This window comes from Filomicrobium sp. (assembly GCF_025698805.1).
Taxonomy (GTDB): domain Bacteria; phylum Pseudomonadota; class Alphaproteobacteria; order Rhizobiales; family Hyphomicrobiaceae; genus Filomicrobium; species Filomicrobium insigne.
The window spans coordinates 79,378-105,415 of sequence record NZ_JAILWT010000001.1 but is presented as its reverse complement, the minus strand read 5'-3'; the positions used below and the strand labels follow the sequence as shown (position 1 = coordinate 105,415).

20 protein-coding genes and 1 tRNA gene are annotated in these 26,038 nt (G+C 57.8%); 15 read left to right on the top strand and 6 right to left on the bottom strand.

All coding sequences use genetic code 11. The annotated features are described in order from the left end of the window. Positions 1 to 2: 2 nt before the first annotated feature. Positions 3 to 1,007, bottom strand: coding sequence for an HlyD family secretion protein (locus K5845_RS00440; RefSeq protein ID WP_046480136.1), 1,005 nt, complete (start codon positions 1,005 to 1,007; stop codon positions 3 to 5). 546 nt (positions 1,008 to 1,553) lie between these two features. On the opposite strand from K5845_RS00440, the gene K5845_RS00435 reads away from it, so the two are divergent. Next, positions 1,554 to 1,778, top strand: a complete 225-nt coding sequence (locus K5845_RS00435; protein WP_046477895.1) for an anti-sigma factor — start codon at positions 1,554 to 1,556, stop codon at positions 1,776 to 1,778. A gap of 37 nt (positions 1,779 to 1,815) precedes the next feature. On the opposite strand, the gene K5845_RS00430 is transcribed toward K5845_RS00435, so the two are convergent. Further along, positions 1,816 to 1,891, bottom strand: a tRNA-Ala gene (locus tag K5845_RS00430). A 198-nt stretch (positions 1,892 to 2,089) separates the two neighbouring features. Then, on the bottom strand, positions 2,090 to 2,512 hold the full coding sequence (locus K5845_RS00425; protein WP_244465041.1) for a TIGR02300 family protein: 423 nt from the start codon (positions 2,510 to 2,512) through the stop codon (positions 2,090 to 2,092). Between the two features lie 240 nt (positions 2,513 to 2,752). On the opposite strand from K5845_RS00425, the gene aroA reads away from it, so the two are divergent. The 14 genes from aroA (at position 2,753) to K5845_RS00355 (ending at position 18,797) form a co-directional block, all read left to right on the top strand. Beyond that, positions 2,753 to 4,090: a 3-phosphoshikimate 1-carboxyvinyltransferase gene (gene aroA / locus K5845_RS00420; protein WP_287957973.1), complete on the top strand. Its 1,338-nt coding sequence runs from the start codon at positions 2,753 to 2,755 to the stop codon at positions 4,088 to 4,090. A gap of 5 nt (positions 4,091 to 4,095) precedes the next feature. After that, positions 4,096 to 4,722 (top strand): (d)CMP kinase, encoded by a 627-nt coding sequence (gene cmk, locus K5845_RS00415; protein WP_046477897.1) that lies wholly within the window; start codon positions 4,096 to 4,098, stop codon positions 4,720 to 4,722. Between the two features lie 5 nt (positions 4,723 to 4,727). Next, positions 4,728 to 4,862, top strand: a complete 135-nt coding sequence (locus tag K5845_RS00410; protein WP_280136745.1) for a hypothetical protein — start codon at positions 4,728 to 4,730, stop codon at positions 4,860 to 4,862. 96 nt (positions 4,863 to 4,958) lie between these two features. Beyond that, positions 4,959 to 6,692 carry a 30S ribosomal protein S1 gene (gene rpsA / locus K5845_RS00405; protein WP_046477898.1) on the top strand — a complete coding sequence of 578 codons (1,734 nt, stop codon included), beginning with the start codon at positions 4,959 to 4,961 and terminating at the stop codon, positions 6,690 to 6,692. A 246-nt stretch (positions 6,693 to 6,938) separates the two neighbouring features. Continuing rightward, positions 6,939 to 7,907: a signal peptide peptidase SppA gene (gene sppA / locus K5845_RS00400; protein WP_046477899.1), complete on the top strand. Its 969-nt coding sequence runs from the start codon at positions 6,939 to 6,941 to the stop codon at positions 7,905 to 7,907. Between the two features lie 35 nt (positions 7,908 to 7,942). Then, on the top strand, positions 7,943 to 8,239 hold the full coding sequence (gene ihfB, locus K5845_RS00395; RefSeq protein ID WP_046477900.1) for an integration host factor subunit beta: 297 nt from the start codon (positions 7,943 to 7,945) through the stop codon (positions 8,237 to 8,239). 172 nt (positions 8,240 to 8,411) lie between these two features. Next, the gene (locus K5845_RS00390; RefSeq protein ID WP_287957970.1) at positions 8,412 to 8,762 is read left to right on the top strand and encodes a hypothetical protein; all 351 of its coding nucleotides are present in this window, start codon (positions 8,412 to 8,414) and stop codon (positions 8,760 to 8,762) included. A 48-nt stretch (positions 8,763 to 8,810) separates the two neighbouring features. After that, complete coding sequence (locus tag K5845_RS00385) at positions 8,811 to 9,479, top strand: phosphoribosylanthranilate isomerase (RefSeq protein WP_287957968.1); 669 nt, start codon at positions 8,811 to 8,813, stop codon at positions 9,477 to 9,479. Between the two features lie 153 nt (positions 9,480 to 9,632). Beyond that, on the top strand, positions 9,633 to 10,886 hold the full coding sequence (gene trpB / locus K5845_RS00380) for a tryptophan synthase subunit beta (protein ID WP_046477902.1): 1,254 nt from the start codon (positions 9,633 to 9,635) through the stop codon (positions 10,884 to 10,886). A gap of 246 nt (positions 10,887 to 11,132) precedes the next feature. Then, entirely contained in the window at positions 11,133 to 12,284 is a 1,152-nt protein-coding gene (gene dctP, locus K5845_RS00375; RefSeq protein ID WP_082101067.1) for a TRAP transporter substrate-binding protein DctP, read from the top strand. A 132-nt stretch (positions 12,285 to 12,416) separates the two neighbouring features. Further along, positions 12,417 to 14,930, top strand: a complete 2,514-nt coding sequence (locus K5845_RS00370; protein ID WP_052743785.1) for a putative bifunctional diguanylate cyclase/phosphodiesterase — start codon at positions 12,417 to 12,419, stop codon at positions 14,928 to 14,930. A gap of 188 nt (positions 14,931 to 15,118) precedes the next feature. Beyond that, complete coding sequence (trpA, locus tag K5845_RS00365) at positions 15,119 to 15,940, top strand: tryptophan synthase subunit alpha (protein WP_046477903.1); 822 nt, start codon at positions 15,119 to 15,121, stop codon at positions 15,938 to 15,940. 184 nt (positions 15,941 to 16,124) lie between these two features. Further along, positions 16,125 to 17,237, top strand: a complete 1,113-nt coding sequence (gene accD, locus K5845_RS00360) for an acetyl-CoA carboxylase, carboxyltransferase subunit beta (protein WP_046477904.1) — start codon at positions 16,125 to 16,127, stop codon at positions 17,235 to 17,237. 216 nt (positions 17,238 to 17,453) lie between these two features. Then, entirely contained in the window at positions 17,454 to 18,797 is a 1,344-nt protein-coding gene (locus tag K5845_RS00355) for a bifunctional folylpolyglutamate synthase/dihydrofolate synthase (protein WP_046477905.1), read from the top strand. A gap of 64 nt (positions 18,798 to 18,861) precedes the next feature. On the opposite strand, the gene trxA is transcribed toward K5845_RS00355, so the two are convergent. From trxA to addB, 3 genes are all read right to left on the bottom strand, one after another. After that, a complete protein-coding gene (gene trxA, locus K5845_RS00350; protein WP_046477906.1) occupies positions 18,862 to 19,188 on the bottom strand; it encodes a thioredoxin in 327 nt (108 codons plus the stop codon). Positions 19,189 to 19,299: 111 nt separating this feature from the next. Then, entirely contained in the window at positions 19,300 to 22,875 is a 3,576-nt protein-coding gene (addA, locus tag K5845_RS00345) for a double-strand break repair helicase AddA (RefSeq protein ID WP_287957964.1), read from the bottom strand. Further along, complete coding sequence (gene addB, locus K5845_RS00340; protein WP_287957963.1) at positions 22,875 to 26,024, bottom strand: double-strand break repair protein AddB; 3,150 nt, start codon at positions 26,022 to 26,024, stop codon at positions 22,875 to 22,877. The genes addA and addB overlap by 1 nt, the downstream gene beginning before the upstream one ends. Positions 26,025 to 26,038: the final 14 nt, after the last annotated feature.

Below are 26,038 nucleotides of genomic sequence, written 5' to 3'. Positions count from 1 at the left end.
GATTACGATCCGCTGACCTTTGGTTCGGGGGGCACAAAGCGCTTTTCAAGCCAAGCGGGCCACGGCGGCGGATTAATCCCGGGCCGGACATATGCAACGCCACGAATGCCCGTTTTCACGACATTAATATGCTCTTCGATGAGCTCCGGCGGGATGCGCACCTTAACTCGAAACATGAGTTTTTCGCGCTCGCTGGACGTCTCAACCTGCTTCGGTGTGAATTGCGCTTCGGGCGATACGAAGGTGACCTTCGCAGGAACCGCGAAGTCGGTGCCATCAACGATGATACGGGCCTCCGAACCGATAGAGAGCCGATAGGCGTCCTCCGCCGGAATAAAGATCTCCATGTAAACGTCGGCGAGATTTACAAGTGTCAGCACCTTGCCGCCAGCCGCCATAACTTCCCCTGGTTCGGCAAGCCGATAGAGCACGCGGCCAAGCGTTGGCGCGACGAGGACGCAGTCATCAATCTGCGTTTTCACCTCTTTCTTGACGGCCACTGCAGCGTCAACTCCACGCTGTTTGGAGACGAGCGTTGCTTGGGCCGCTGTAAGATTGGCTTGCGCAACGTCGCGCGTATTTTTGCGCGTGTCGTAGGCCTCCTGGCTTGCATGCCCTTGCTCCAGCAGTCGGCTGGTGCGGCCGAGCTCCGTCTCTGCAAGTTGGAGCTGCGCCTTCGCTTGGGTGATTTGCGCTTCAGCCTGAGCGACTTGGCTTTGAGCGCTTGCAATATCAGCTTCCGATCGCGCGAGCTGAGCCTGAAGTTGTGAGTCGTCGATCTTTGCGAGGACATCCCCGGGCTTTACGAGGTCTCCCTCTTGCGCCTGAATGCTTTCCACGCGTCCTGGTATTTTCGTGGAAATATCGACCTGGACAGCTTCGATCCGTCCATTTCCGGAGACGATGCCGGACGGCAGTTGATTACTCCCGCCATGGAAGAACACAAGATATCCAAATAGCCCGGCGAGCCCGAGCACAGCAGCCAAAACTTTAATGTTGAAGCTCATCGGCTCCTCGTAGCTATCCAGCAATAAATAGCCTGACATCGCGGAAACGCAGCATAGTCTATATCGCAAGGGGAGACGCAATCGACCTGTCAAAAGGCGTATGCGGTGTCTTAGTCGGCTCACGCAGTAACGTAGACGGATATTCTCGGTCCGTTATAGCGTCAAAGCTATCTGGCTAAATAGGAGATCCCGATGTTTTAGGGATAAATTCTGGACATCGTAATGTCCAACAAGATATATCGAATGAGGTGGCGGAGCTTCTATGCATCTGCGGGAGAATGCCGGGAGTTGAGCTGACGATGAGCCCTCAAAGGCGAAAGTGCTCAGTTTGTAAAGGAAGAGGCTACCTGGACGGTCCATCGCTCATTGCTGGAATCGGGACCGATCCGGACTTCTGTCTCCAATGCAAAGACGTGGCTCCCTTTGAGGGAAGTCGTATTCTGAAACTGCCCGGTAATCACATCGGACGGCCTATTCTTCGGATCGCGGCAGGCGCCTATCTGGCTGCTGCGTTGCCACGCTCGCGGGGCTAGCGTGGAAGCAGTGATGGCCGCTCTTCCAGTCAGACAGGAACTGAACGCCTACGTTGACGGGGAACTTCCACCCGAGCGAGCGGCTGAGATTGCTAAAATCGCTGAACGTAACGCCGATATCGCACAAGCCATCGCCGTGATCGCAAGCCTGAAAGTAGCATTACACCAGATGTTTGAGCATGAGGTGCGCGCGACGAGCGCCAGCCCTCTGCTCATCGATCCGGAACGTTCATTCTGAAAGGAAAGGGCTTAGGGTGACTAAGCAATTTCAAATCTGGTGGAGCCGAGGGGAATCGAACCCCTGACCTCTACAATGCCATTGTAGCGCTCTCCCAACTGAGCTACGGCCCCGACCGGTATTGGGAATGTACTCTTACGAGTAAGCCAAACGGAGCTAGATGACCGAGTCTCCGTTTAGAGGGCGTTCAATAGGGCGAGCCGACGTAAACATCAAGCCAAAATTGAATGCCTTGCACTTTCCAGGGCAAGAGCGGTTTTTCCGCGCCTCGCCCTGGGTGGTTTCTGGCCCCGCCTAGCCACGTCGCAGGCTTAGGTTTCGTCCTCGTCCCCATCGTGGGCGCCGCCAATAATATTGGAGACATCACCGCCGTCGGTTTCCTCATCTTCAAGGAAAGTATCATCGTCGGCATCGGCGAGATCATCGTCGGCTTCGACATCGACGAGATCTTCCTCCTCGTCCTTCTCATCCGCTTCACCATCGGCGCTGGCGAACTCGGACTTCTTGGTCTTACGTGCAGACGCTTCGTCGACTTTGTCGATCACCGCGCCCGGAGGGGCATGCGCGATTTCGTAGATCGTGCCGCAAATCGGACAAACGATCGGATCGCGATTGAGATCATAAAATCGGGAACCGCATTCGCTGCTCTGGCAGGTGCGTTTTATCCCGCGCGCGTCCTTGGCCATGGGGTGTTGTGCCTTTGTCGTCTGGAAAAAGAGCGTGCCCTCTGCCATACCACCGTCGCTCTGTCAAAACTAACCTTCGGTGACAGCGAAAGTTCTCTAATATAGATGCGAACGCAAAAGGGCGATCCGTTCGCGTTCAGGGGTGAAAAAAGATCCCTGAGCAACGCCGATTGACATGAGCATGGCCGGCTTGCTCTAAGACGCCAAGATTTGCGCGCTTCCCGATTATAGAGCCCGGGCTGCTGCGTCCCCAATCCCGGCAATCCCAGCATAACCGGTGCCAAGCCGATGTCTTACGTTCCGAAGCCGCTTTCGTCTACTCGATCCGGACCATTGTCCGGCCAACTCACTGTTCCCGGCGACAAATCGATTTCCCATCGTGCGCTGCTCTTCGGTGCGCTCAGTCTGGGAACGACACGGATCACGGGATTGCTCGAGTCGGAAGATGTGCTCAACACGGCCAAGGTCGTCAGCGCATTGGGCGCGCCTGCAACTAAGACAAAGGACGTATGGCAGGTGCAGGGCCGCGGGCTCGGTGGGTTCCAGCAGCCTGATGTTCCGCTCGATTTCGGCAATTCGGGAACTGGAGCACGTTTGGCCATGGGCGTCGTCGCCGGCCAGGCGGTTAGCGTCGAAATGATTGGGGACGAGTCTCTTTCCCGTCGTCCCATGAGCCGCGTCCTGAACCCACTCAAGCAAATGGGGCTCCAGGTCGAGAACAAGGATCGCGAGACGCTGCCACTCAAATTGCGCGGTACCGTCGATCTCGTACCGATTGAATACGAACTCCCCGTTCCCTCCGCGCAAGTCAAATCTGCGGTTCTGATCGCGGGCTTGCAGGCGACAGGCACGACGACGGTCATAGAGACCGAACCGACCCGCGACCATACGGAGCGCATGCTCCGCTTCTTCGGAGCCGAAATTACAACAGCGGCCGGGGGCGATGGGAAAACGCGGATCTCAGTAACGGGCGGTCAGCAGATGCAGGGCCGCGAGGTTGCGGTGCCAGCTGATCCCTCTTCAGCAGCCTTTCTCGCCGCCGCTGCGGTTTTGGTGCCGGGATCAGACGTCACGATCGAAGGCGTCCTTATCAACGATACACGCATTGGCTTCTACAAGACCCTCCAGGAAATGGGGGCCGACCTCACGTACGCGAATAAGCGTGAGGAGGGTGGCGAACAGATTGCCGACATCCGTGTGCGCCATTCCGCGCTGATGGGCGTTCGGGTGCCGCCGGAACGTGCTCCGTCTATGATTGACGAATATCCGATCCTGGCCGTGGTGGCAGCTTTCGCTGAGGGCGAGACCGTCATGGAAGGCTTGGCCGAGTTGAAGGTCAAGGAAAGCGACCGGTTGGCGGCAACTGCGGCGGGCCTTGAAGTCAACGGCGTTAACGCGCGCGTTGAAGGAGATGCTTTGATCGTGGTTGGGTCGGACCGCGTTTCAGGGGGCGGGGTGGTCGCCACGCATCTCGATCACCGTATCGCAATGGCGTTCCTGGTCATGGGCTTCGCGTCCGAAAAGCCGGTCAAGGTGGACGATACATCCATGATCGCCACCAGTTTCCCGGAGTTCATTGGTCTTTTAGAGAAGCTGGGAGCGCGGTTCGACGCGGTTGCGGAGTGACCGTTATGATCATCGCGATAGACGGGCCAGCGGCATCGGGAAAAGGAACTCTTGCCCGGCGTCTCGCCGCCTATTTCGGTTACCACTATCTTGATACGGGCCTTCTTTATCGCGCTGTCGCCCGCGATTGTCTGGAGCTCGGCCACGATCTTAACGATACGCGCGCAGTTACCACGCTAGCCTGTTCGTTGGACCCGGTGCGGCTGGACGATGCAGGGCTGCGCGCCCCCGGTATCGGCGAGGCAGCTTCAATTGTCGCGAAAATCCCCGAAGTTCGGGCGGCGCTGCTGGAATATCAACGCAGTTTTGCGAACCGGCTGCCGGGGGCCATACTTGATGGACGGGACATAGGCACCGTGGTTTGCCCGGATGCGGACGCCAAGATCTTCGTCACCGCGTCTGTCGAAGAACGTGCCAAGCGCCGGTTCCGCGAGTATGAGGCGGCGGGCGAGAGCCCGGATATGGAGAAAATGCTGGAGTTAATCCGCGCGCGCGATGCGCGCGATGCTGGGCGCGGAGCGGCCCCGATGCGCCGCGCCGAAGACGCGGACTTGCTCGATACCACCGAAATGGATATAGAAACGGCATTCGACGCCGCCGTCGGATTGATCAAGAGGAAGATCGGCCAATAGGGTGTATGCAAGACGTACGCCCCAAATCTTATTGGCAGGGTGCGATACTCATCGCGGCGGCAACAAAATTCACCAATCGTATGATCGAGCCGGACGTGCTTGTTGCGGCGGCGGGAACGCTCCCGCTGGGCCAGCATTAATCCGTTGGGATCATTGACTAAAGCAACCGATGCCACGACCCGGATTTTATCTGCGGGGCGGCATCAAACCCCTATTACTCAGGAGCGCAACTGCGTATGTCGCAAACCGAATTTTCAAAAGATCTTAACCCCACTCAGGACGAGTTTGCCGCCCTTCTGGCCGAAAGCCTAGCCAAGGACGACATTTATGAAGGTGCCGTCGTCACGGGTAAGGTGGTCGGCATCGAGAAGGATCTAGCTGTAATTGACGTTGGTCTGAAGATGGAAGGCCGCGTTCCTCTGCGCGAGTTCTCCACCAGCGGCAGTTCCGAAATCAAGATCGGCGATGAGGTCGAAGTCTACCTTGAGCGCATCGAAAATGCGCTCGGTGAAGCAGTTCTGTCCCGCGAGAAGGCCCGCCGCGAGGAAAGCTGGAACCGTCTTGAAAAACAGTTCGAGGCTGGCGAAAAGGTGACGGGCGTCATCTTCAACAAGGTCAAGGGCGGCTTCACGGTCGACCTCGATGGTGCCGTGGCCTTCCTGCCGGGCAGCCAGGTCGACATTCGCCCCGTCCGCGACATTGGCCCGCTGATGCACCAGCAACAGCCTTTCCAAATTCTTAAAATGGACCGTCGCCGTGGCAACATCGTCGTGTCGCGCCGCTCCGTTCTCGAAGAAACGCGTGCCGAACAGCGCGCCGACATCGTCGCCCGCCTGGAAGAAGGTCAGGTTATCGACGGTCTGGTCAAGAACATCACCGACTACGGTGCGTTCATCGACCTCGGTGGTATTGATGGTCTCCTTCACGTCACCGACATGGCTTGGCGCCGCGTCAACCATCCTTCCGAGATCCTCAACGTCGGCGATACCGTGAAGGTGCAGATCATCCGCATCAACCCGGAAACGCAGCGCATCAGCCTCGGCATGAAGCAGTTGCTGTCCGATCCGTGGGAAGGCATCGAAGCCAAGTACCCCGTCGGCGGTCGCTTCACCGGAACCGTAACGAACATTGCCGATTACGGTGCCTTTGTTGAGCTGGAGCCAGGTGTTGAGGGCTTGATCCACGTCTCCGAAATGAGCTGGACCAAGAAGAACATCCATCCAGGCAAGATCGTTTCCACGAGCCAGGAAGTGGAAGTTCAGATCCTTGAGGTCGATTCCAACAAGCGTCGTATCTCGCTGGGTCTCAAGCAGACGCAAGATAATCCTTGGGAAGTCTTCCTGGCTCAGCACCCGCGCGGTACGGAAGTCGAAGGCCCGATCCGCAACATCACAGAATTCGGTCTGTTCATCGGTCTCGAAGGTGGTGTCGACGGTATGGTCCACCTCTCCGACCTCGACTGGAACCGCGCTGGCGACGAAGCCATCAAGGACTTCAAGAAGGGCGACAATGTCAGGGCTGTGGTTCTCGATGTTGACAGCCAGAAAGAACGCATTTCGCTCGGTATCAAGCAGTTGGGCGGCGATCCGGCCGAAACCATTGGCGGATTCAAGAAGAGCGAGATCGTAACCTGCGAAGTGATCGGCGTTCAGGAGAACGGCATCGAAGTCAAGCTGGCCGATACCGACCTGACCACGTTCATCAAGCGTTCGGACTTGTCGCGTGACCGCTCCGAACAGCGCCCTGAGCGTTTCAGCGTAGGCGACAAGCTTGATGCTGCCGTTATCAGCCTCGACAAGGCGGCGCGCCGGATCAACGTTTCCATCAAAGCGCTGGAGATCGCCGAAGAGAAGAAGGCTGTTGCTCAGTACGGTTCGTCCGATTCAGGCGCATCACTCGGCGACATCTTGGGCGCTGCGATCAAGAAGAGCCAGAGCGACGACGACTCCGACGAGGAAGAGCAGGACTGAACGCACAATGCATGAACGTCGGGGTGTCTTAAACCGCCGTTCTGTGATGTGAATAAAGTTCGCAAGACAACTTTGGAAGGCGCACGATAGGGCTAGCCTATCGTGCGCCTTAATTGTAAGATTCCGGTTTCAGTGACCCGAATAACGATTATTGAAGACGGCCCGATACTTGCCTAACGTGAAAGGCAATCAGAAACAGCGCGTAAGTCCACCTAGCGGGCGACACGTGCGCACCGGAGTCTATCAATGAGCGTTGAGACCGAAGTCGTCCTTGATCGCCGCCGTTTGCGCCGCAAGATGGCTTCCTGGCGTATTCTGGCCGTACTCGCCCTATTGCTGGCAGTCGGCGCGCTACTTATGAGCGACAAGAGCCTATCGGGCTTCTTGAATAAGCCCCAAATTGCACGGGTTTCCATAGTTGGCACAATCCTCGAGGATCGCCGCCAGCTTCAATTGCTACGCGAAATCGCTAAAGCCGACCATGTCGCCGGCGTCTTGCTGTTCGTGAACAGCCCTGGTGGGACGACTACTGGCGGAGAAGCGCTTTACACGGCCTTGCGCGACGTGGCCGAAAAAAAGCCAGTGGTGGCCCAATTCGGTACAGTTGCCGCGTCTGCAGGCTACATCGTTGGGTTGGCAACCGATCACATCGTTTCCCGCGGCAATACGATCACGGGGTCCGTCGGCGTCCTGATGCAGTGGCCTGAGGTGACCGAACTCCTGGGCAAGATCGGCGTGAAGATGAACGAGGTCAAGAGCGGTGCGCTGAAGGCTGAGCCCTCTCCCTTTAAGGTAGCGGATCAGGAAGCTCTCAACGTCACGGCCGAGATGATCGATGACGGCTTTAAGTGGTTCTTGTCTCTTGTCGAAGCCAGGCGCGGTATTACCGCTGCAGAGGTGCCAGGATTGAAGGAAGGCCGCATCTTTTCGGGGCGTCAGGCTCAAGATTACAAACTCGTTGATGAGATCGGCGGAGAAGACGAGGCGGTTCGCTGGCTGAAAGAGAAACGCGGCGTTCCGGCGAATGTTGAAGTCGTCGACTGGAAAGTGAAAGACGACTCGGGTTGGGGGCTGTCCGCTTCTCTCTCTAATTTGGCGGCCGGATTGGTCGGTGCGGGCGTGGCGGGACTGACCCAATTCGCCAGCCGTGACGGAAACCTTTCTTCACTAAGTCTTGACGGTCTTGTTTCTGTTTGGCAACCTGCCAAAAATTGAATAATTACAACAACTTTCCTCATGGGAGGCAGCCGGTGATAAAGTCCGAACTGATCCAGCGGATTTCCGCTGCAAACCCTCATCTCTATCATCGCGATGTCGAGCGCATCGTGAACGTGATTTTCGATGAAATCGTTGATGCTCTGGCACGCGGGGACCGGGTCGAACTGCGTGGCTTTGGCGCGTTCACCGTCAAGCACCGTCCGGCACGTGAAGGCCGGAACCCACGTACTGGAGAGCCTGTACCAGTCGAGGAAAAATTCGTTCCGTTCTTCAAGACTGGCAAAGAGCTGCGTGACCGCCTTAATGTGCCAAAGAAAAAGGGTCACTAACCTTCTCTCACGCGGGCTGCCGTCGCCGGAAAAAAAGTCGTATAGATTACCGCAAAGGAAGGTTCACTTGCTGTGTCGGTTCGCAGGATGTGGGCCGTTATGGGAATCTACAACGGCCAGGGCACTCCGAATTATGATCCGGGGGCGCTGGTAGTTATCCGGGGCGCTGACCGTGCTGCAACGAATATTTACGATCGTAATCGCCTTCCCAATGGCGCTGGTCTTGATTGCACTAGCCGTGGCTAACCGCCATGATGTGCGTCTCGTGCTCGATCCATTTCGACCAGACACTCCGGCACTATCTCTGGTGCTTCCCTTTTATGCCTATCTCTTCGGTGTCCTGGCGTTGGGTATCATCGCGGGGGGGCTGGCTGTATGGTTCGGACAAGGCCACTGGCGTCACGCAGCGCGCGTGCGAACCCAAGAAGCGCGACGCTGGCAGGCTGAAGCCGACCGGCTGACCCGTGAACGCGATGCCAACGCAACCGGTGGCAGCCGACAGCTTATTGCCAAATCGCGATAAGTGTTCCTCGGCGTCCGTTATCTCAACGGATGGCATGGACCTAAGCCAATGCAACCAAAAGTAAAAATCTGCGGCTTGACCACGCAGGAAGCCCTCGAAGCTGCGATTGCCGCTGCTGCCGACTTCGTTGGTTTCGTGATTTTTCCGAAAAGTCCACGCCACGTAGATATCGCCGGTGCGAAGGCGCTCGCGAATACGGCGCGGAATCGTGCGCGCTCGGTTGTTTTGCTTGTTGACCCGGATGATGAGCTGTTTGATTGGGTGTGTGCAGAAGTGGCCCCCGACCTTATACAGCTGCACGGGCATGAAAGCCCTGAACGCGTCGCCAAGTTACGGGCGCGTGGCGATACAGCCATTATAAAAGCGATCGGCATCAAAGCTCCAGGCGATGCGGAAAAGGCAGAGCCCTATCGGCGGCCTGGTCGCGCCGACTTGATATTGTTCGATGCTGCTCCGCCCCCGGATGCAGGCGATGCCCTGCCAGGTGGCAACGGCCTCAGTTTCGACTGGAAAATTCTAGACGGCGTTGCGCGCCGATTTGACTTCGCGTTAGCCGGCGGGTTGAACGCTGAAAACGTCCGCGAAGCAATCCGCCTGACCGGAGCCGCGATCGTTGATGTGTCCTCCGGCGTCGAAAAGGCGCCAGGCATCAAAGACCCGCAACGTATTGTGCGGTTCCTTGAAACGGCAAAATCGACTAGCGTCGCGGCAAGATAGCGAGGCCATCGGGAAGATCTGTCGGCCGGCATGATGAAAAAGCGAACGGAGAGGTTCGCTTGGAGCGTCGCCGGGAATAGGCTACCCATCGCCGGCACCGGCAGTGTGAACCGCGACGGCAGGCACGACCAACAAGGAGCGTATACCAACGATATGGCGACCACCAACCAGCCTAACAAACTCAATAGCTACGTGACCGGTCCAGACGAGCGCGGACACTTTGGTCTCTTCGGCGGTCGCTTTGTAGCCGAAACCTTGATGCCGCTAATCCTGGAGCTGGAGAACGCGTATAACGCTGCCAAAGCAGACCCGGCATTCGCGGAAGAGCTTACCTACTTGATGACCTATTACGGCGGCCGTCCGAGCCCGCTGTACTTTGCCGAACGATTGACCGAGCATTTGCGCGGTGTAGCAGGCGGCGACAAGGGCGCGAAAATTTACTTCAAGCGCGATGAGCTGAACCACACAGGGTCCCATAAAATCAATAATTGCCTTGGCCAGATCCTTTTGGCCAAACGCATGGGCAAAACCCGCATCATCGCTGAGACAGGCGCTGGCCAGCACGGCGTCGCAGTCGCAACCGTCTGTGCGCGTTTCGGCCTGCCTTGTGAAGTCTACATGGGCAAGACCGACGTCGAACGGCAAAAGCCTAACGTCGTGCGTATGCACATGCTGGGGGCGAAGGTGAACCCCGTGACCAGCGGTGCCGGCACTCTGAAGGACGCGATGAACGAGGCGTTGCGCGATTGGGTCACCAACGTCCATGATACCTACTACATCATTGGTACCGCAGCAGGACCGCATCCCTACCCGGCAATGGTTCGCGACTTTCAATCCATCATCGGCCGCGAGGTGCGCGAGCAGATGATGGCAGCAGAAGGTCGTCTGCCGGATACGCTTGTCGCTTGTATTGGCGGCGGCTCCAATGCCATTGGCCTGTTCCATCCATTCCTGGATGATGAAGGCGTCAAGATTTATGGCGTCGAAGCCGGAGGATACGGTCTTGAGGTGTCAAATGGCCATGCTGCTTCGATGAATGGAGGGCGCCCTGGCGTACTTCATGGCAACCGCACGTATCTCTTGCAGGACGGCGACGGCCAGATTCTCGAAGGGCACTCGATCTCTGCCGGACTCGATTATCCCGGAGTAGGGCCAGAGCATTCCTGGTTGAAGGATACAGGGCGGGTCAAATACGTCTCGGTAACGGACAAGGAGGCGTTGGACGCATTCCAGCTTTGCACGCGTCTGGAAGGCATCATTCCGGCTTTGGAGCCATCGCATGCCCTTGCACACGTGGCCAAGCTTGCGCCGACGCTTCCTCAAAATGATCTATTGGTCATGAATATGTGCGGACGCGGCGATAAGGATGTTTTCACTGTCGCTGGCCATCTCGGCATGGACATCTGAACCTTGCCTCAGAAAGGCATTCGCTAAAAAGATTCGAAGACACGATCCTTGATGCAAAAAATTGAGCTCGGGTTGCTGAAAATGCAACTCGAGCTTAATATTTTTTGAGTATCTGATTGTTTATTCCCCGCAATAGGGAGGAAGATTGGCGGATTTGATTTTTGGTTTCCGAATAGCAGTCGGTAAAAATTTATAAAAATGAATTTCTAAATATTGTATTTTAAGTTTTGGCGTTGAGTGGTGCCCATGAAACGACGAACGTTCTTAGCCGGTTCCGCCGTCGGATTGGCGACAGCCTCCGTAGCCGGGTTTGTTGGCGGATCGAGTTCTCGCGGAGCCAAGCAAGATAGGGTTGCCAACATCAAGGCCCCCGCGGTGGTTTCAGGTAGAGAAGTTGGCACCACGTGGCGGGTCCAGACGTCATGGCCGGCCGGCATCGGTCTTCAGATCTTCGAGGACTGGTGTAACGGCATCGTCGAAAAGACGGGCGGTGAGCTTGCATTCCATCCCTTTGCGGCGGAAGAACTCGTCGGCGGCTTCCAGCTCTTCGACGCACTCAGGGACGGCACTTTGGATGCGATGAACTCGTTCACGCTCTATTGGGCTGGGCGCATGCCGACGGCTGTCTTTCTCTGTTCGTACCCGTTGGCCATGCGACACGCTAACGAGTGGGATGTCTTCTTCTATGGGCTTGGAGGGCTGGAACTGGCCCGCGAAGCCTTCGCCGAGCACGGGATGTTTTATGTCGGGCCCATCCAACATGGCCCCAACATCATCCACTCCCGGGTCCCCATCAGATCGATTGATGATTTCCGCGGTCGCAAGATACGCATGCCCGGTGGCATTGTAGCCGAGGTATTTCAGGCGGCGGGAGCTGCAACGACAATGATACCGGGTAGCGAGATCGTTGAAGCGCTGCGTTCCGGCGTCATCGACGCAGCGGACTACGTCGGACCTTCCGTCAACTACGCGCTGGGCCTGCAGGATGTGACGAAATACATATCCATGGGGCCACCCGGTTACCCATCAATCTACCAGTCGGTGGACCTTATGGATCTCACTGTGAGCATGAAGCGCTGGAATGAGCTGCCTGACCATTTGAAGAAATTCATCGAGTCAGAGCTGCGCTGCTATTCGGACTTCCATCACGCAACGATCCAGGCGGCTGATGTCGCGGCGTGGAAAAAATTTGCAGAAGCGGGGTCGACAATCAATCGGCTTGGCCAGGAGGATGTCGAGAGGTTTACGAGACTCGCGATACCTCGATGGTTTGCCTGGGCCAATAAGGGGCCGAAAGCGGCGCACATATTCAAAATTCAATTGGATTATATGATGTCTAATAGCCTCGGATATGTAACCCCAGACATGATCAAAGGCCTGCGCCTGAATTACAGCTAATGTGAAATTTAATCGAATTTCAATAAAAGTGGCTCATTGAAAGTTTCCTTTGAGATGTTCATGCATCGGTACAAGTGTATTGGATTTTGGGATCAAGGAAATAAATAATAATTTGACCGTAGGCTGCACGCCATGAGGTTGAGCCAAGACGCCAAACTACTCCTGTCTACGTTGATTGTGATTGTCGCGGCAGTCGCAGCAAGCTGGGTTGCGCTGGGCAAAGCCCGTCATTTCATCCTCAAGAAGGAGGGGCGGTATACGGCTGTACACTGGGCGCAATACCTGGAGAATAATCTTCGAGGGCTGGATGGCCTCCTATCGGCGGGCCTCATCACCAACGAAGACCGGATGACGTTTGATTTTGCGACGGCAACCGGCAATGTCCTCAATTATCAAATCCTCGATGAACGCGGTGCGGTTGCATTCTCCTCATGGTCAGGAGATTTCCGCCTGAGCATTCCAACGGATCACGTGCAAGCCGCCATCCGTAATGACAAGAGCTACACCGAACTCATTGAATACGAGGGTGGCGAATCCAGGCCCCGCCTTGTCGCTGAGGCCTACGTTCCCATCGAAAGCACCGCGGGTTACAAAGGGGCCGTCAACGTCAAAATTGACCTAACCGAACGTGCTGTGGAACTCGAACGGCGCAGCATGTTCGCCTTCCTCGGGCTCTTGGGTTTCGTAACGTTGATTAGTACGTTTTGCGGCGCGCTCGTGTGGCGCAACATCCGAAATAGGCAATGGGCTGAAGATCTCCAAAATAGCCGGAGCGTCGTACTTGAGCAGCTTGCGACAGGAATGCCGCTCAAGCAGGTGCTTCTGACACTCGTCCAATCTGTTGAGCGATTGAAGCCGGATACCGTCTGCTCCATCTTGCTACTGGATGAATCCGGCACCCGCTTTAAGGACGGTGTCTCCCCCAGCCTTCCCGAGTTTTTTAGGAACTCAATTAACGGAGTTCAGATCGGGCACGGCGTGGGGTCATGCGGAACCGCTGCTTACACGCGAGAACTTGTGATCGTATCGGATGTGTTAACTCATCCGTATTGGGCCGGTATCCGTGACCTCGTGGCGCGAACCGGCCTTCGCGCATGTTGGTCGCTGCCGGTAATCTCTTCCGACGATGAGGTTCTGGGCACAATTGCCCTTTACTACCGCGAGCCGCGTGAACCGACCGATGCCGAACTCGAATTCTTTCGGACGATATCGCATCTCGTTGGGATCGCCGTGGAGCAACGCCGTTTTCAGGCGCGTATCGCGCATCTAGCACATTACGATACCCTCACGGGGCTCCCCAACCGCCGAAAACTTCAGGCGCGTCTCCAGCAGTATGTGAGTGAAGCGCGAATCGCCAATGGAACCATGGCGCTCGCGATCCTCGACATCGATAAGTTCAAGACGATCAACGACACCTATGGGCATCCTGTCGGGGACTCCGTAATTCGCGAGGCGGCGCGGAGAATTGCTGCATGCGTGCGCGAGGATGACATCGTCGGCCGGTTGGGCGGCGACGAATTAGCGATCGTATTCCGGAAGGTCTCGGATGTGCGTGAAATCGCTGAGGTCTCCGATCGTATCGCGGAGGCCGTTCGGCTCCCGATGTATATCGATGGCAAGAGCATCGCCACCTCTTCGAGTATTGGCGTGAGCTGCTTCCCTCAGCACGCATCCGACTCGGATGAGCTTTTCATCAAGGCAGATCATGCGCTGTATCAAGCGAAGCAATCCGGTCGCGCGACGTGTGAAATATATGACGAAGAATTGCACGAGTTGATCCGCGAAAAACAAATTCTGGAACGAGACGCGGCTCTCGGTATCCAGAAGGACGAATTCTCGTTGGTCTATCAGCCACAGATCGACCTCAAGAGCGGCGCACTGATTGGCCTTGAAGCACTGGCGCGTTGGGAGCATCCGGTTTTAGGCCAGGTGCCGCCGAATAAATTCATTCCGATCGCCGAAACTTCGCCGATTATCATTGAGCTTGGAGAACGTTTGCTGCGCCAGGCCTGCACGCAAGCTGCGCGTTGGCGGCAGGGCGGGCTGACCAACGTCAAAATCGCCGTAAACGTCGCTGCGAGGCAATTTAAGGACCCGCTGTTTGTCGAAAAAATAAAAAACATACTTGAGCAAACAGACTTGAAGCCTTGCGCGCTGGAACTTGAGATTACTGAGACAATGCTCATTGACGACTTCGATGTTGTCGAGAAGACGTTGGGCGAGCTCAATGCGTTAGGCACCTCGGTTTCGATCGATGATTTTGGTACGGGCTATTCTTCGTTGTTGTATCTATCGAAGCTGCCGTTCCAAAATCTCAAGATTGACCGTTCTTTCGTGCATAACTTGCCCTCTGACTCCAACAGCGTGGCGATTGTGACATCCATCATTGCGATGGCGCGGCAGCTAAATCTCTCCGTTATTGCTGAAGGAATTGAGACCTGCGAGCAGGCGGAATTTCTGCGTATGAACGAGTGCGTCGGAGGCCAAGGATATCTCTTTGCGCAGCCGATGGACGCGCTGCAGCTCGAAACGTGGCTGCGCGATGATTTCGTGAATACGTTTCACGGTCGGCTAGGTGCGATGAACGGACAAATGGAAGCTGCGCGCGTCGCGTCTCTGAAGCACAGTGAGCTACGTTCGGCCTGAGATTTGTGGCCGGAGGTACGGTCCGCGCACTTCTTTCTACCACTAACCTTCCGGGAGTGCTAAGGGAGGGAAACGACGGTCGCGAATTGGCCGCATGCCCCCGAATTTCGGGTTGCTTTTCCCGCAAATCGACGCCGCGCCGCTGCAATCCCGCAGTATCGTCCCGCCATAATTGATATACACGAAACATGACCGAAACACGCATCGACAAACGCTTTGCAGCGCTGAATCAGGAAGGCCGAGCAGCACTCGTAACCTTCGTAAGCGCAGGCGATCCCGACCTGGAAACCGCACGTCGCATCCTGTCAGGTCTTCCTGAAGCAGGTGCTGACATCATCGAGTTGGGTATGCCATTTTCTGACCCAATGGCCGATGGCCCTGCAATTCAGGCCTCTTCACTACGTGCGCTGAAATCTGGCCAGACCATGAAGAAGACGCTTGAATTGGTCGCAGACTTCCGCAAGCAGGATGCCGATACGCCAATCGTTTTGATGGGATACTACAACCCTATTTACGTCTATCCTGCGGAAAGCTTCCTCGATGACGCGAAGGCCGCTGGCGTGGATGGACTGATTGTCGTCGATGTTCCACCCGAAGCTGACGAAGAGCTTTGTCTGCCGGCCATCCAGCGGGGACTGAACTTCATCCGTCTGGCGACCCCCACAACAGATGAACACCGTTTGCCCGCGGTCCTCGCCAATACATCAGGTTTCGTCTATTATGTGTCCATTACCGGCATTACCGGCGCCGCCGCGCCAGTTGTTGACGAAGTGCACGCACAGGTAGCGCGCATTAAAGCTTCAACGAAATTGCCGGTCGCGGTGGGCTTCGGAGTTCGCACGGGCGAACAAGCCAAAGCCTTGGCGAAGGGGGCCGATGCCGTCGTGGTCGGTTCAGCACTTGTCACGGCCATCGCGCAGAGCCTTGACGATAAGGGTGGAGCAACTGACGGGACGGTACCAGCCGTCTTGAATCTTGTGAGGGATCTAAGCGCTGCTCTGCGTAACTGAGTTTGGTCGCGACAATCTGGCAATATATTGCAGCTTGTGACCTAGAGGCCGTAAACCGGCCAGGCGACGATGTCGCACTTGCGTTACCTTATCTAGAGGGATCGGCTAAGAGTCAGGATAAAGCCGTGCTAGGATTTGAAAGACCGTCAACCCATATGCTCCAATAAGCGAGGAGCCGTTTAGCGTGAACTGGATTAACAACGTCGTCCGCCCCAAAATCCGCAGCTTCTTAACCACGAAGCGCGAGGTGCCGGACAACCTGTGGCGCACATGCCCGGTAACGGGGAACATGGTGTTCCATAAGGATCTGGAAGCCAATCAGTTCGTCTTTCCTGGGTCGGACTATCATGAGCGTGTGAGCGCCGTCGATCGCATGAAAATGCTATTCGACGCGGGCGTTTATGAAAAAGTGCCGGTTCCCGGTGCGGCGACTGATCCGCTCAAATTCCGTGATGGCCGACGCTACCCGGACCGTTTGCGGGATGCCAAGTCCGCGACGGAGTTGGATGATGCTGTTGTCGTCGGCGAAGGCCTGCTCGACGGCCAGAATGTTGTGGCCGCTGCACAAGATTTCCGATTCATGGCAGGCTCTCTCGGCATGGCAGCTGGTGAGGCCATCATCGCCGGTATGTTGCGTGCCGTAGAGCGAAAAACGCCCTTCATTCTGTTCGCAGCATCGGGTGGCGCGCGCATGCAGGAAGGCATCATGTCGTTGATGCAAATGCCGCGCACGACCATTGCCGTTCAGGCGCTGCGAGACGCCAAACTGCCTTACATAGTCGTCCTGACCGACCCCACGACAGGGGGTGTAACCGCGTCCTATGCGATGCTGGGCGACGTTCATATTGCTGAGCCGGGCGCATTGATTTGCTTCGCTGGGCCGCGCGTGATCCAGCAAACGATCCGCGAACAGCTTCCGGAAGGCTTCCAACGCTCCGAATATCTACTTGAGCATGGCATGATCGACATGGTCGTGCATCGTCACAAATTGCGAGCAACCATCGCCCGCGTTTGCAGGCTCCTGATGAAGCCCGCCTTGGACAAGGCAGAGCGAGAGAAAGCCCCAGCTGCCCCTAAGCGTATGAATGGGAAAGCATATGCCAAGGCTGACGCTGTAGCGCCTAATGAGCGCATTGAGGATCCTGCCGCTTCCCAAAATGAAGCCGAGAGTGTGGTCGAAGCCGAACCGGTGACGGAGGCTGAGCGTTTCGAGCCGAAACGTACGGGCACCAAGGCGCAAAAGTCAGAGAAAGCAGCCGAGCAAACACAGGCTCAGCCTCCGAAATCGGACGCTTGATAGAGGGAATGCTCATCGTCGCATCGCGGAGACAAGCCTAGCCTTCTCACAAATAGATTTTTTCGATTGGCACTATTTCACTATGCGAGCGCATATAGATGTGGCAGGTGAAAGTGCGATCTCACCTTGAGAAGGCCACAGGACGAAAGTCATAACAAGGCGGTTCAGCCGCAGCTCGGAAACTCCAGCGCGCAAGAAAACCGGCGTGGGCACCAGATGAGCGAGAACTCCAGAAGCACGCAACTCCTTGCCGAGTTGAAGTCTCTGCACCCAAAACTGATCGATCTGTCCTTGGGGCGGATTGAACGCCTTTTGGCCAAGCTCGGAGATCCCCACAAGCGATTGCCTCCCGTCGTCCATGTTGCCGGCACCAACGGCAAGGGATCTACGACGGCGTTCCTGAGGTCCATCTTCGAGGCAGCGGGCCTGCGCGCTCACGTCTACACGTCACCGCACCTTGTTCGGTTCCATGAGCGCATCACGTTGGCTGGGCGTTCTGGTGAACCGGCGCAGGCGATCTCTGAAGCCGATCTCGTGGACGTTCTGAGCCGGACACAGGCCGTTAACAATGGCGATGACATCACGCAATTTGAGATCACGACCGCTGCTGCGTTCCTCGCATATGCTGAGAATCCAGCGGACGTTCTCCTTTTGGAAGTAGGCCTTGGCGGTCGGCTCGACGCCACCAATGTGATCGCCAAACCCGAAATCTCTGTCATCACGCCGATTTCGCTGGATCACGCTGACAAGCTGGGCGACACGCTGGCTCAGATCGCGACCGAAAAGGCAGGTATTATCAAACCAGGTGTTCCGGTTGTCGTCTCCATGCAGCCCGACGAGGCTCTGTCCGCAATTGGGGAAACGGCCGAGCGTGTAGGCAGCCGGATGATCGCGTGGGGACGTGATTTCGATGCCTACGAACAGCGTGGCCGGCTGGTGGTGCAGCGTCATGAACAGCTTTTGGACCTGCAGATGCCGAGCCTGATCGGCCCGCACCAGATCGTCAATGCCGCGACGGCCGTGACAGCCGCGCTGGAAATGCCGCGCTTCGCGCTGTCAGAGGAAGCCATCGAGCAGGGGGTGATGAACGCCGTTTGGCCGGCCCGCATGCAACGGCTCCATGATGGTCCGCTCCCGGATATGCTGCACAGAGGATCGGAACTCTGGCTGGATGGCGGCCATAATCCAGCTGCTGGGGCAATGATCGCTCAGGCTCTGGCCGATCTGGAGGAGCGCAGTCCACGCCCACTCTATCTCGTATTGGGAATGATGGGTTTGAAGGACGTGACCGGCTTCGTCGCGAATTTCCGCGGCCTTGCGCGCCAGATTTACTCGGTTCCTATTCCCGGCGCCCATGAGGCACCGCATACGCCTCAGGCCGTTGCCGAATCAGCACGTTCTGCGGGGATCTCGGCGGAAGAGCAAAGCTCTGTCCCTGCCGCGCTCGCAACCATCGAGCGCCTGCATCCCGGTCCCAAACGCGTGTTGATTTGTGGATCCTTGTATCTTGCGGGCCAAGTTCTGGCCTTGCAGGAGGGCGTCGAAGCCCAATCAAACTAATCCTCGAATGAAAAAGCCGCGCACTTATCGTACGCGGCCTTTTCAAGGTAACGCCGGATGTAACTTACGCGGCGATTGACGCGTTCAGCCACTTCTCGAGAGAAGCGCGCTGCGTAAGCGCCCCAACGTGCTGCGCCGCAACTTCTCCACCCCGGAACAACATCAGTGTCGGCATGGCGCGAATGCCGTACTTCTGCGTGATGCCGGGGCTTTGGTCGACGTCAACCTTCACCACGGTAACGCTGTCCTTCAGGGCTTCGGCGACCTGCTCGAGCGCGGGTGCCATTGCCTTGCAAGGGCCGCACCATTCGGCGAAGAAGTCGACGAGTACCGGCTTATCGGACTTCAGAACAACCTCGTCGAACGTGGTGTCGGAAACGGTCACGGCCATGTATCGATTCTCCAGTTGGATTAATTGCGCGGGCGTAGGACACGCCCCCACGGCGCCAGAAAAGACGCAAGACTTCAGTTCGTCGATAAGTAGGTGTCTGGCCCTGAGGCGTCAAGATGAGGTCGCAGACAGTTCCCAAAGTCGTAATTCAGCCTGTGCAACCTGAGCGTCCGGAATCTCGAGGATGCGCGGGCCGAATGTCCACAGGAGGGCCACCCTAAGCTTTTTTCCAGGATAAATAGATGTGAGCGCCAGACGGTAGGCAGCAAGCTGCAAAAGATAGGTTTCAGCCACGTCCGTGACATCGTCGGGAGCCGTCCGGTTGGACTTGTAGTCGACGATCATAAGATCGTCGCCAACCTCCGCGAGCCTATCGATCTTGCCCGTCAGTCGCAACGTTGGGCCCTTGCCATCGGGGCGCGGAATATCTGCCGCAATCGCGACTTCTGCCCGGCTGCGGGGGCCGAACAACGGTGCAAAGCGTGCATCATTCAAAATGGCCAGCGTCTCTGAAATGATGCTGTTTTGCACGCCAGGCGGCAAATCTGCCCCACGCAAAGTGAGATAGCGCTCCGCCATTTCCGGTCGTCTGTATTCCGGCACCAGGGGGAGATGCTCTAAGAGCGCATGCGTCAGCGTACCTCGCAAGAACCGGTAATCCGGCTGCGCAATGAGTGGCGTTGGCGTTGGAGGATCATCGGGCACCTCGTCCAGAGATACGGCTGGCTTTCCCGGCTCTGGATCGCCAGCCTCGTCGACATCATAGGGGGTGAGTTTTGAGGGTGCCAGGGGCAGGCTGACGACAGTATCGCGAGCGGGGGCACGGTGCGCCCATTCGGGCATCGGGACATTTGCTACGGCCCCGGAGCTTTCTGTCTTCGCTTTCTCAACCGGAGCTGCCTGAGATGACGACACGCGCCGAATAAGACGCCCTTCGGCATCGTTGAACTCCTCACTTAGCTCCGCGAGCCCATCACAGATGATATCGTACCAGCAGTTATCGTGACGCCCGTTCTTGCCCTCAAAACCCGCGATGTAGAGACGGTCTCGCGCCCGCGTCATTGCGACGTAAAGAAGCCTATTCTGCTCTTCCAAATCGGCTCTTGCCTTGGCTGTCCTCGCAGATTGGACGGCCTCGATTTGACTGGCGCCCTTAATGCGCCACGCGCGTAACGGTGGCGCCTTCTGGGAGGGAGATATTGTGATCAGAGGTTCCTTGTCAGGCCCGGAAGCAGCGCCACGACACGTGTCCGCGAGGAACACGATCGGAGCTTCGAGCCCTTTTGAGGCGTGCACCGTCATCACACGCACCTCGTTGCTCCCCTGCTCCATGTCTCGTTTGACCTGGCGTTGCCCGCTCCGCAGCCAGGTCAGAAAGCCGGTAAGGGAAGGAGCGGCGTCATCGTCATAACTGATCGCGAGATTGAGAAACTCGTCGAGAGGGTCGGCCGCTTCGGTGCCCAACCGTGCGAGCAATCGCCGGCGCATGCCATCTCGATCAAGCACCTGCGCAAAAAACTCGAACGGCGGTTGGAAGTCAGCGCGTTGCCGCCAACCCTTGAGAAGGCTGGCCGCTTCCAGATAGCGCGCATCGCGTCCCTGCGCTTCGATCAAAGATCTCCACAACGAGCCGGACCGCTTATATGCGAGATCGAAGAGATCATCGTCATCAAGACCGAACATTGGACTTTTGAGGACGTTGGCGAGCGCGAGATCATTGTCCGGCAAGGTGACAAAATCGCCGAGCGCTACGAGATCCTGAACGGCAAGCTGATCATTAAGCTCCATGCGGTCGGCACCCGCCACAGGGATGCCGAGAGCCTTGAGCGCGGCCACCATGGGCGCGGCAAAGGGCCGTCTCTTAGAGACGAGAATAAGGATATCGCCAGGAGTAATGGGCCGATCCTGCGAGACTAAGCGTTCCCCCGACTCAAGCCAGCTCTTGATCGTTCGTGCGATGCGGCTCGCGAGTTTGTCGGCAGGCGCGACCGCAGCCTTCTCACCCAGCGGTATCCACGCGTCGGTCGTGTCAGCATCTTCTGGTGTCTCGGTCGGCCAGATTTCGACGAGGCCGCCGTGGCCAACGCGCGCCGCGGCATGACGGATCTCCGCGCCTATTGATCCCAGGCCCGGCGTCCGGCCCGGATTGGCGAACACCCGATCCACCGCGTTGAGAATAGGTTCTACGGTACGAAACGACAGATCAAGTTCGACGCTGTGCCAAGTCTGACCAGCGGTCTTGGACATGTCGGAAAATTGTTTGCCCTTCTGCGCGAACATTTCCGGCGCCGCGCCTTGGAAGCTGTAGATGGATTGCTTTTCATCACCCACCGCGAAAAGCGTCCGCACGTCCTCCCGCGCCCCTTCTCCTGAGTAAAACTCCCGCGCGAGCGTCTCGACCACGTTCCACTGCGCCGGGCTGGTGTCCTGCGATTCATCCACCAGGATGTGATCGATACCGCCATCGAGTTTGTAAAGAACCCAGTCGGCTGCACCACCGCTCCCTGCGCCAAGAAGACGGGCGGTCTTTTCGATGAGATCGTCGAAGTCAAGCGCCGCGCGCCGTGCTTTGGCATCGCTGTAACGCTGTAGGACGTCGCTCGCTAGAACCATGAGGGCGACCGTTGCTTCAACACACGCGAGCCCCTTGCGCTCCGTATCGAGCTTCGCAAACTTATCGCGAGCGTCTGTGAGCTGATCGCATAAACCGGGCTCGGTATCCTGGATGGCCTTCGTCGCAATGCGCGCACGGGGGCCCCCCGTCGACGTCAAAAACGCACGTTGAAAGCCGCCCAACGTCCCACGGATATCTTTCGCCCCCTTAGCCTGAGCCAAGGCTTCCGCAATCTTTACGTCGGTCGATTTGCCTTGTGACCAGACCTCGACGATGCGGCCTAGTGTGCCCGAACTCAGGACCTCAGCCATATCCTTCTCGATATCGCTGACACGTCCCTTTCGCCTGACGCCTATAGCAGTCCGTAGGTCGAGATCTGCCGCTGCGAATGCGGCTTCCGCGTCTTCAGCGTCCATTCGGCTTGTACGATCGATAGCAGCCAGCAGCCAGTCACGTGCGGCAATCGCTTCGCTTAGGACTTTGTCGAACCGGTCTTCGGCAGCATATGCGATTGCGGTCTTAAGCGCTTGCCCGATGCGACGATCGTTATGCTTCACGGCTTCCCGCAAGGTGCCGTCGATGGCTTCGCGTTTCAGCAAGCGGCCAAGGTCATCATCCAGTGTCGAGAAGCCCGGCGGGACGCCAGCCTCCAACGGAAAGCGTTGCAACAGGCGCTCGCAGAACGCGTGGATCGTCTGGACCTTGAGCCCGCCGGGTGTCTCGATAGCCCGCGTGAACAGGGTGCGTGCACGCGCTCTTTCCTCGTCGGTCGGCGTACGTCCCAGAAGCTTTTTAAGACTGGCATCAAGATCACTGCCCGTCGCCGTCACCCACTCCGACAGTCTGTCGAAGACACGTGTCGACATCTCTGCCGCGGCCGCCTTCGTGTAAGTGAGGCAGAGGATGCGTTCAGGGGCCGTGCCTGCAAGCAGCAATCGCAACGTCCGCATGGTCAAGACGTGCGTCTTGCCCGTGCCGGCATTAGCGCTGACCCACGCGGATACGCTGGGATCGGACGCCTGACTTTGACGCCGAGACGTGCTTTCGAGTTCGGCGACGACGTTTGACAACATTACGCAGCCTCCCCGTCCGCTTCACCGAACTGCGCCCACTCAGCCACGCGGGCGAGATGCGCATAATCGTCATAGTCATAAGAGAAGGCCCCGCGCCGAACAGCAGCATAAGCCATCGTTGGATTGTCATAAGCAGCCACCAGCCGCTTGAGACCCTCAAGAGCACCTTCCGCGAGCTTCGGCAGGTCGTCGGTTTTGATGATGCGCTCTTCCCCCGGCGGCTCACCGCCTGACGCACGAATATAGCGAAGCAGAGAGACGTTCTGTTCGGACACGCCGACAAATCCCCCTTCCAGTGCGATAGCCGCCTCGAGCGGGAGCTGCGGTCGCGTGTTGTCTAACACCGCTCTGTCGTTAGGCGGTGCGCCGGTCTTGTAGTCGGTAATGGCGACGCCGGCGTTGGTGATATCGAGACGGTCGGCGCGGGCGGTCAGCTTGAATGACCCACCGGCGCTTTCAAATGAGAGTTCACCGCCGATCTCAGCGAGCGTCTTTTGCAGGCCGTCGCGTCGCTGCGGCTCCGTTTCGGCAAACCACGTCGCAAACCGTTCGAAACGTGGCAACCAGAAAGCCGCGATCCTCGGATGGCTTGCGTGTTCTCGCATCACGTCGTTTGCGATGCGGAAGAGTTCGCGCGCTGTGTCATCTGGCAGACGAACCGGATAAGTCTTGGCGAAACGGGACATCGCTTCGTGGATAATGGCGCCACGCAATGCCGCATCCGGTTCGGCGCCGAGGAGCTGCAGCGGCTCCAAGCGCAGAACATGCCGTGCGTAGATCGCATAGGGATTGGCGATCCAGCGCTCGACGCCTGACACGCTGATCTTCCGTGGGCGAGCCTCAACGGGCGGCGTTGGGCGCGGCGGTTGCGCGGGAGCACGCGGAGGCGCGAAATCACGCAGGCGCGCCCAGGCAAGCCAAGGCTCGTTCGGCTCCAGCGCATCGTTCAGTCCCAACCCAGCGACAAGAGCCTTGAGTCGCAGGAGCCAGCGCGAGGGCACACTTGGCACGCCGTCCACCTTGCGCGCACGCGTCATGATGACCTTTGGGGCCGCAAGGAAAGACGTAAAGTCGTGCGCCGCCCGGCCAATGGCTTCCTCAGGCTGAGGCAGGCCGAGAGCCGCGCGCATGGGCCGGTTAAGCCAAGGTCCCGGATCGGCGGCATCCGGCCACGTCCCGTCATTGAGCGAAGCAAGGATCGTCACGTGGACTCTGAGAAGGCGCGCCTCCAGAGGCCCCCAGATTGAAAGCCGCGGATGCGGAGGTACCTTGGCGACGACATTGAGCCCAAGAATGAGACTGCGGTAGAGGTCTGGATAGTCGGTCGCTTTAACGTCCGGCGCGTCGTCACCGCTCGCCAGAAGTTTTTCGAAGAATAGCGCAGCCGTCTGTCCGGCTTCGCCGGCAAAGAGAGGTTCGCCAGGAGCTTCCAAACGTTCTTCTTCCGGCAGGCGCGTTAGGGCGAGGGCACACTTTAGGTGCGCTTCTGCTAGATCGGTAAGCGGGAGCTCCCCTTCCATGGCGGCCGTAGCCGTGAGCGGAGCGAACGCTTCGGTCAGGCGTGCCACAAGGTCTCTTGCACGCTCCCAGTCCTCATCCCAAAGTCGCTGTGCGGTCCGGGGCGCTTCGCCGCTTGCTGCTTCAATGCGCGCCTTTGTGAGCGCGGCTTCAATCCCGGGGATGCCATCGCCAAGATAGAGCTTTCGAAATACCGCATGCTCCAGCGCGTGTGCCGCAAAGCGGACTTCTCGAGCACTCAAACCAAGGCGTGCCAGCGGGTGCTTGAGCAGCGCCATGGTTTCCGGAGGTGCGAAATTGCGGGCAAGGCAATTGATAACCAATTCGAGAAATGCACCGGCCGCAGTCTTCGCGAAGGGGCGGCCCGCACTGTCGTCGACCCGGATACCCCACGCTTCAAGTCGAATAGCAACGCGTCGTGCCAGCAACCGATCAGGAGTGATAAGTGCCGCCGTTTGGTTCGGCGTTTCGAGAGCATGGCGCATGATCAGCGCGATGGCTTCGGCCTCGTCCTGCGCGGCGGGTGCTTCAACGAGGCTGACACCCGATAGGGCCTCAGCGACGTCCGTCCGATCAGCCGTCGCAACCCAATGATGCCAGGCACCTGTGGTTGCTGTCGGTCGCATGGACTCGCTGATAAGCGTTTCACGCATCGCGAGGCCGGGCGTTAGTTCGGAACCCGGCAGTTGACGCACGTCCGAGCGATTGAGACCCAAGCCATCCAGAAGCTTTCGCAGTGCGAACTGCGGGTGCTCAGGGTGCTCGGGGATGACATTCCAGCTTGCATCATCCAATCCAAGATCAAGCGCAGGCAGGACGATAGCACCCTGCGGCAATTGCAGGACCGCGCGCATGAGCTCAATCGTTGCCGGAATGGAACCGGTCACACCCGCAACGATGACGGGATCGGCTGGTGGCAAGTCGGTAAGGCGGCGTGCTTGCGCCAAAATCAGTTGGTTCTCGCGATCCTTTGGAGAAAGACGGCCACGTGCAGCCAGGATCGCCGGCCAGTATTCCGTGATGATCTTGAGGAAATCGAGAGATTTCTGCCAGTGCTCGGAGAAGGTGTCAGGCACCAAGTCCGCAATGCCATCGAGGGAGCACCCTTCGCGCTCCACAAGGTCCATGAGATTTGCGAGGTCGCGCGCCATGTTGGCGGCCTGCGCCGGTGTTCGGGCCCCGGCTGATGGCACCATCCCGAATGCGAGTTCGCCGGTGGGATCGCTGCCGGGCTGGCGCATCGCAGCCGACCATTTCTGCACGAGCTGCGTCAGCAGCAGAACCCGTTCCATCTCGGCGATGGCGGGGGGGATTTCCAGTTCGTCCGGGTTCGCTCCGACGGCCAAATCCGAGAACAGCGCTCCGTCGTCATCACCCTGAGAAACAGGCTGAATTCGAGGTAGCAAAAGCGCGCGCGCCTGTCCTGCCCGCATAAAGGCTTCGCCGATGGCGCGTTCGGCTCTACGGGTTGGAACCAGAATGGTAAGAGCCGTAAGATCTAGGGGATCGGGTTTCGGTCCGTGAACGTGTGGCAGGTCGCCATTCAGAACCGCTTGCGCGAGAACATCAAGAAAACTAGCCGCCGCGGGGACCGTATAAACTGCTCCCGGCTTGACCACCCCATCGGACATCCCCACCCCTCATT

Bases quoted from the DNA above. Each gene is read 5' to 3' on its own strand.
- K5845_RS00385 (WP_287957968.1), top strand. From the start codon at position 8,811: ATGCAACCAAAAGTAAAAATCTGCGGCTTGACCACGCAGGAAGCCCTC.
- K5845_RS00355 (WP_046477905.1), top strand. From the start codon at position 17,454: ATGAGCGAGAACTCCAGAAGCACGCAACTCCTTGCCGAGTTGAAGTCT.
- trxA (WP_046477906.1), bottom strand. From the start codon at position 19,188: ATGGCCGTGACCGTTTCCGACACCACGTTCGACGAGGTTGTTCTGAAG.
- K5845_RS00410 (WP_280136745.1), top strand. From the start codon at position 4,728: ATGCAAGACGTACGCCCCAAATCTTATTGGCAGGGTGCGATACTCATC.
- K5845_RS00440 (WP_046480136.1), bottom strand. From the start codon at position 1,007: ATGAGCTTCAACATTAAAGTTTTGGCTGCTGTGCTCGGGCTCGCCGGG.
- K5845_RS00370 (WP_052743785.1), top strand. From the start codon at position 12,417: ATGAGGTTGAGCCAAGACGCCAAACTACTCCTGTCTACGTTGATTGTG.
- sppA (WP_046477899.1), top strand. From the start codon at position 6,939: ATGAGCGTTGAGACCGAAGTCGTCCTTGATCGCCGCCGTTTGCGCCGC.
- cmk (WP_046477897.1), top strand. From the start codon at position 4,096: ATGATCATCGCGATAGACGGGCCAGCGGCATCGGGAAAAGGAACTCTT.
- aroA (WP_287957973.1), top strand. From the start codon at position 2,753: ATGTCTTACGTTCCGAAGCCGCTTTCGTCTACTCGATCCGGACCATTG.
- K5845_RS00425 (WP_244465041.1), bottom strand. From the start codon at position 2,512: ATGGCAGAGGGCACGCTCTTTTTCCAGACGACAAAGGCACAACACCCC.
- addB (WP_287957963.1), bottom strand. From the start codon at position 26,024: ATGTCCGATGGGGTGGTCAAGCCGGGAGCAGTTTATACGGTCCCCGCG.
- dctP (WP_082101067.1), top strand. From the start codon at position 11,133: ATGAAACGACGAACGTTCTTAGCCGGTTCCGCCGTCGGATTGGCGACA.
- trpA (WP_046477903.1), top strand. From the start codon at position 15,119: ATGACCGAAACACGCATCGACAAACGCTTTGCAGCGCTGAATCAGGAA.
- rpsA (WP_046477898.1), top strand. From the start codon at position 4,959: ATGTCGCAAACCGAATTTTCAAAAGATCTTAACCCCACTCAGGACGAG.
- trpB (WP_046477902.1), top strand. From the start codon at position 9,633: ATGGCGACCACCAACCAGCCTAACAAACTCAATAGCTACGTGACCGGT.
- K5845_RS00435 (WP_046477895.1), top strand. From the start codon at position 1,554: ATGGCCGCTCTTCCAGTCAGACAGGAACTGAACGCCTACGTTGACGGG.
- addA (WP_287957964.1), bottom strand. From the start codon at position 22,875: ATGTTGTCAAACGTCGTCGCCGAACTCGAAAGCACGTCTCGGCGTCAA.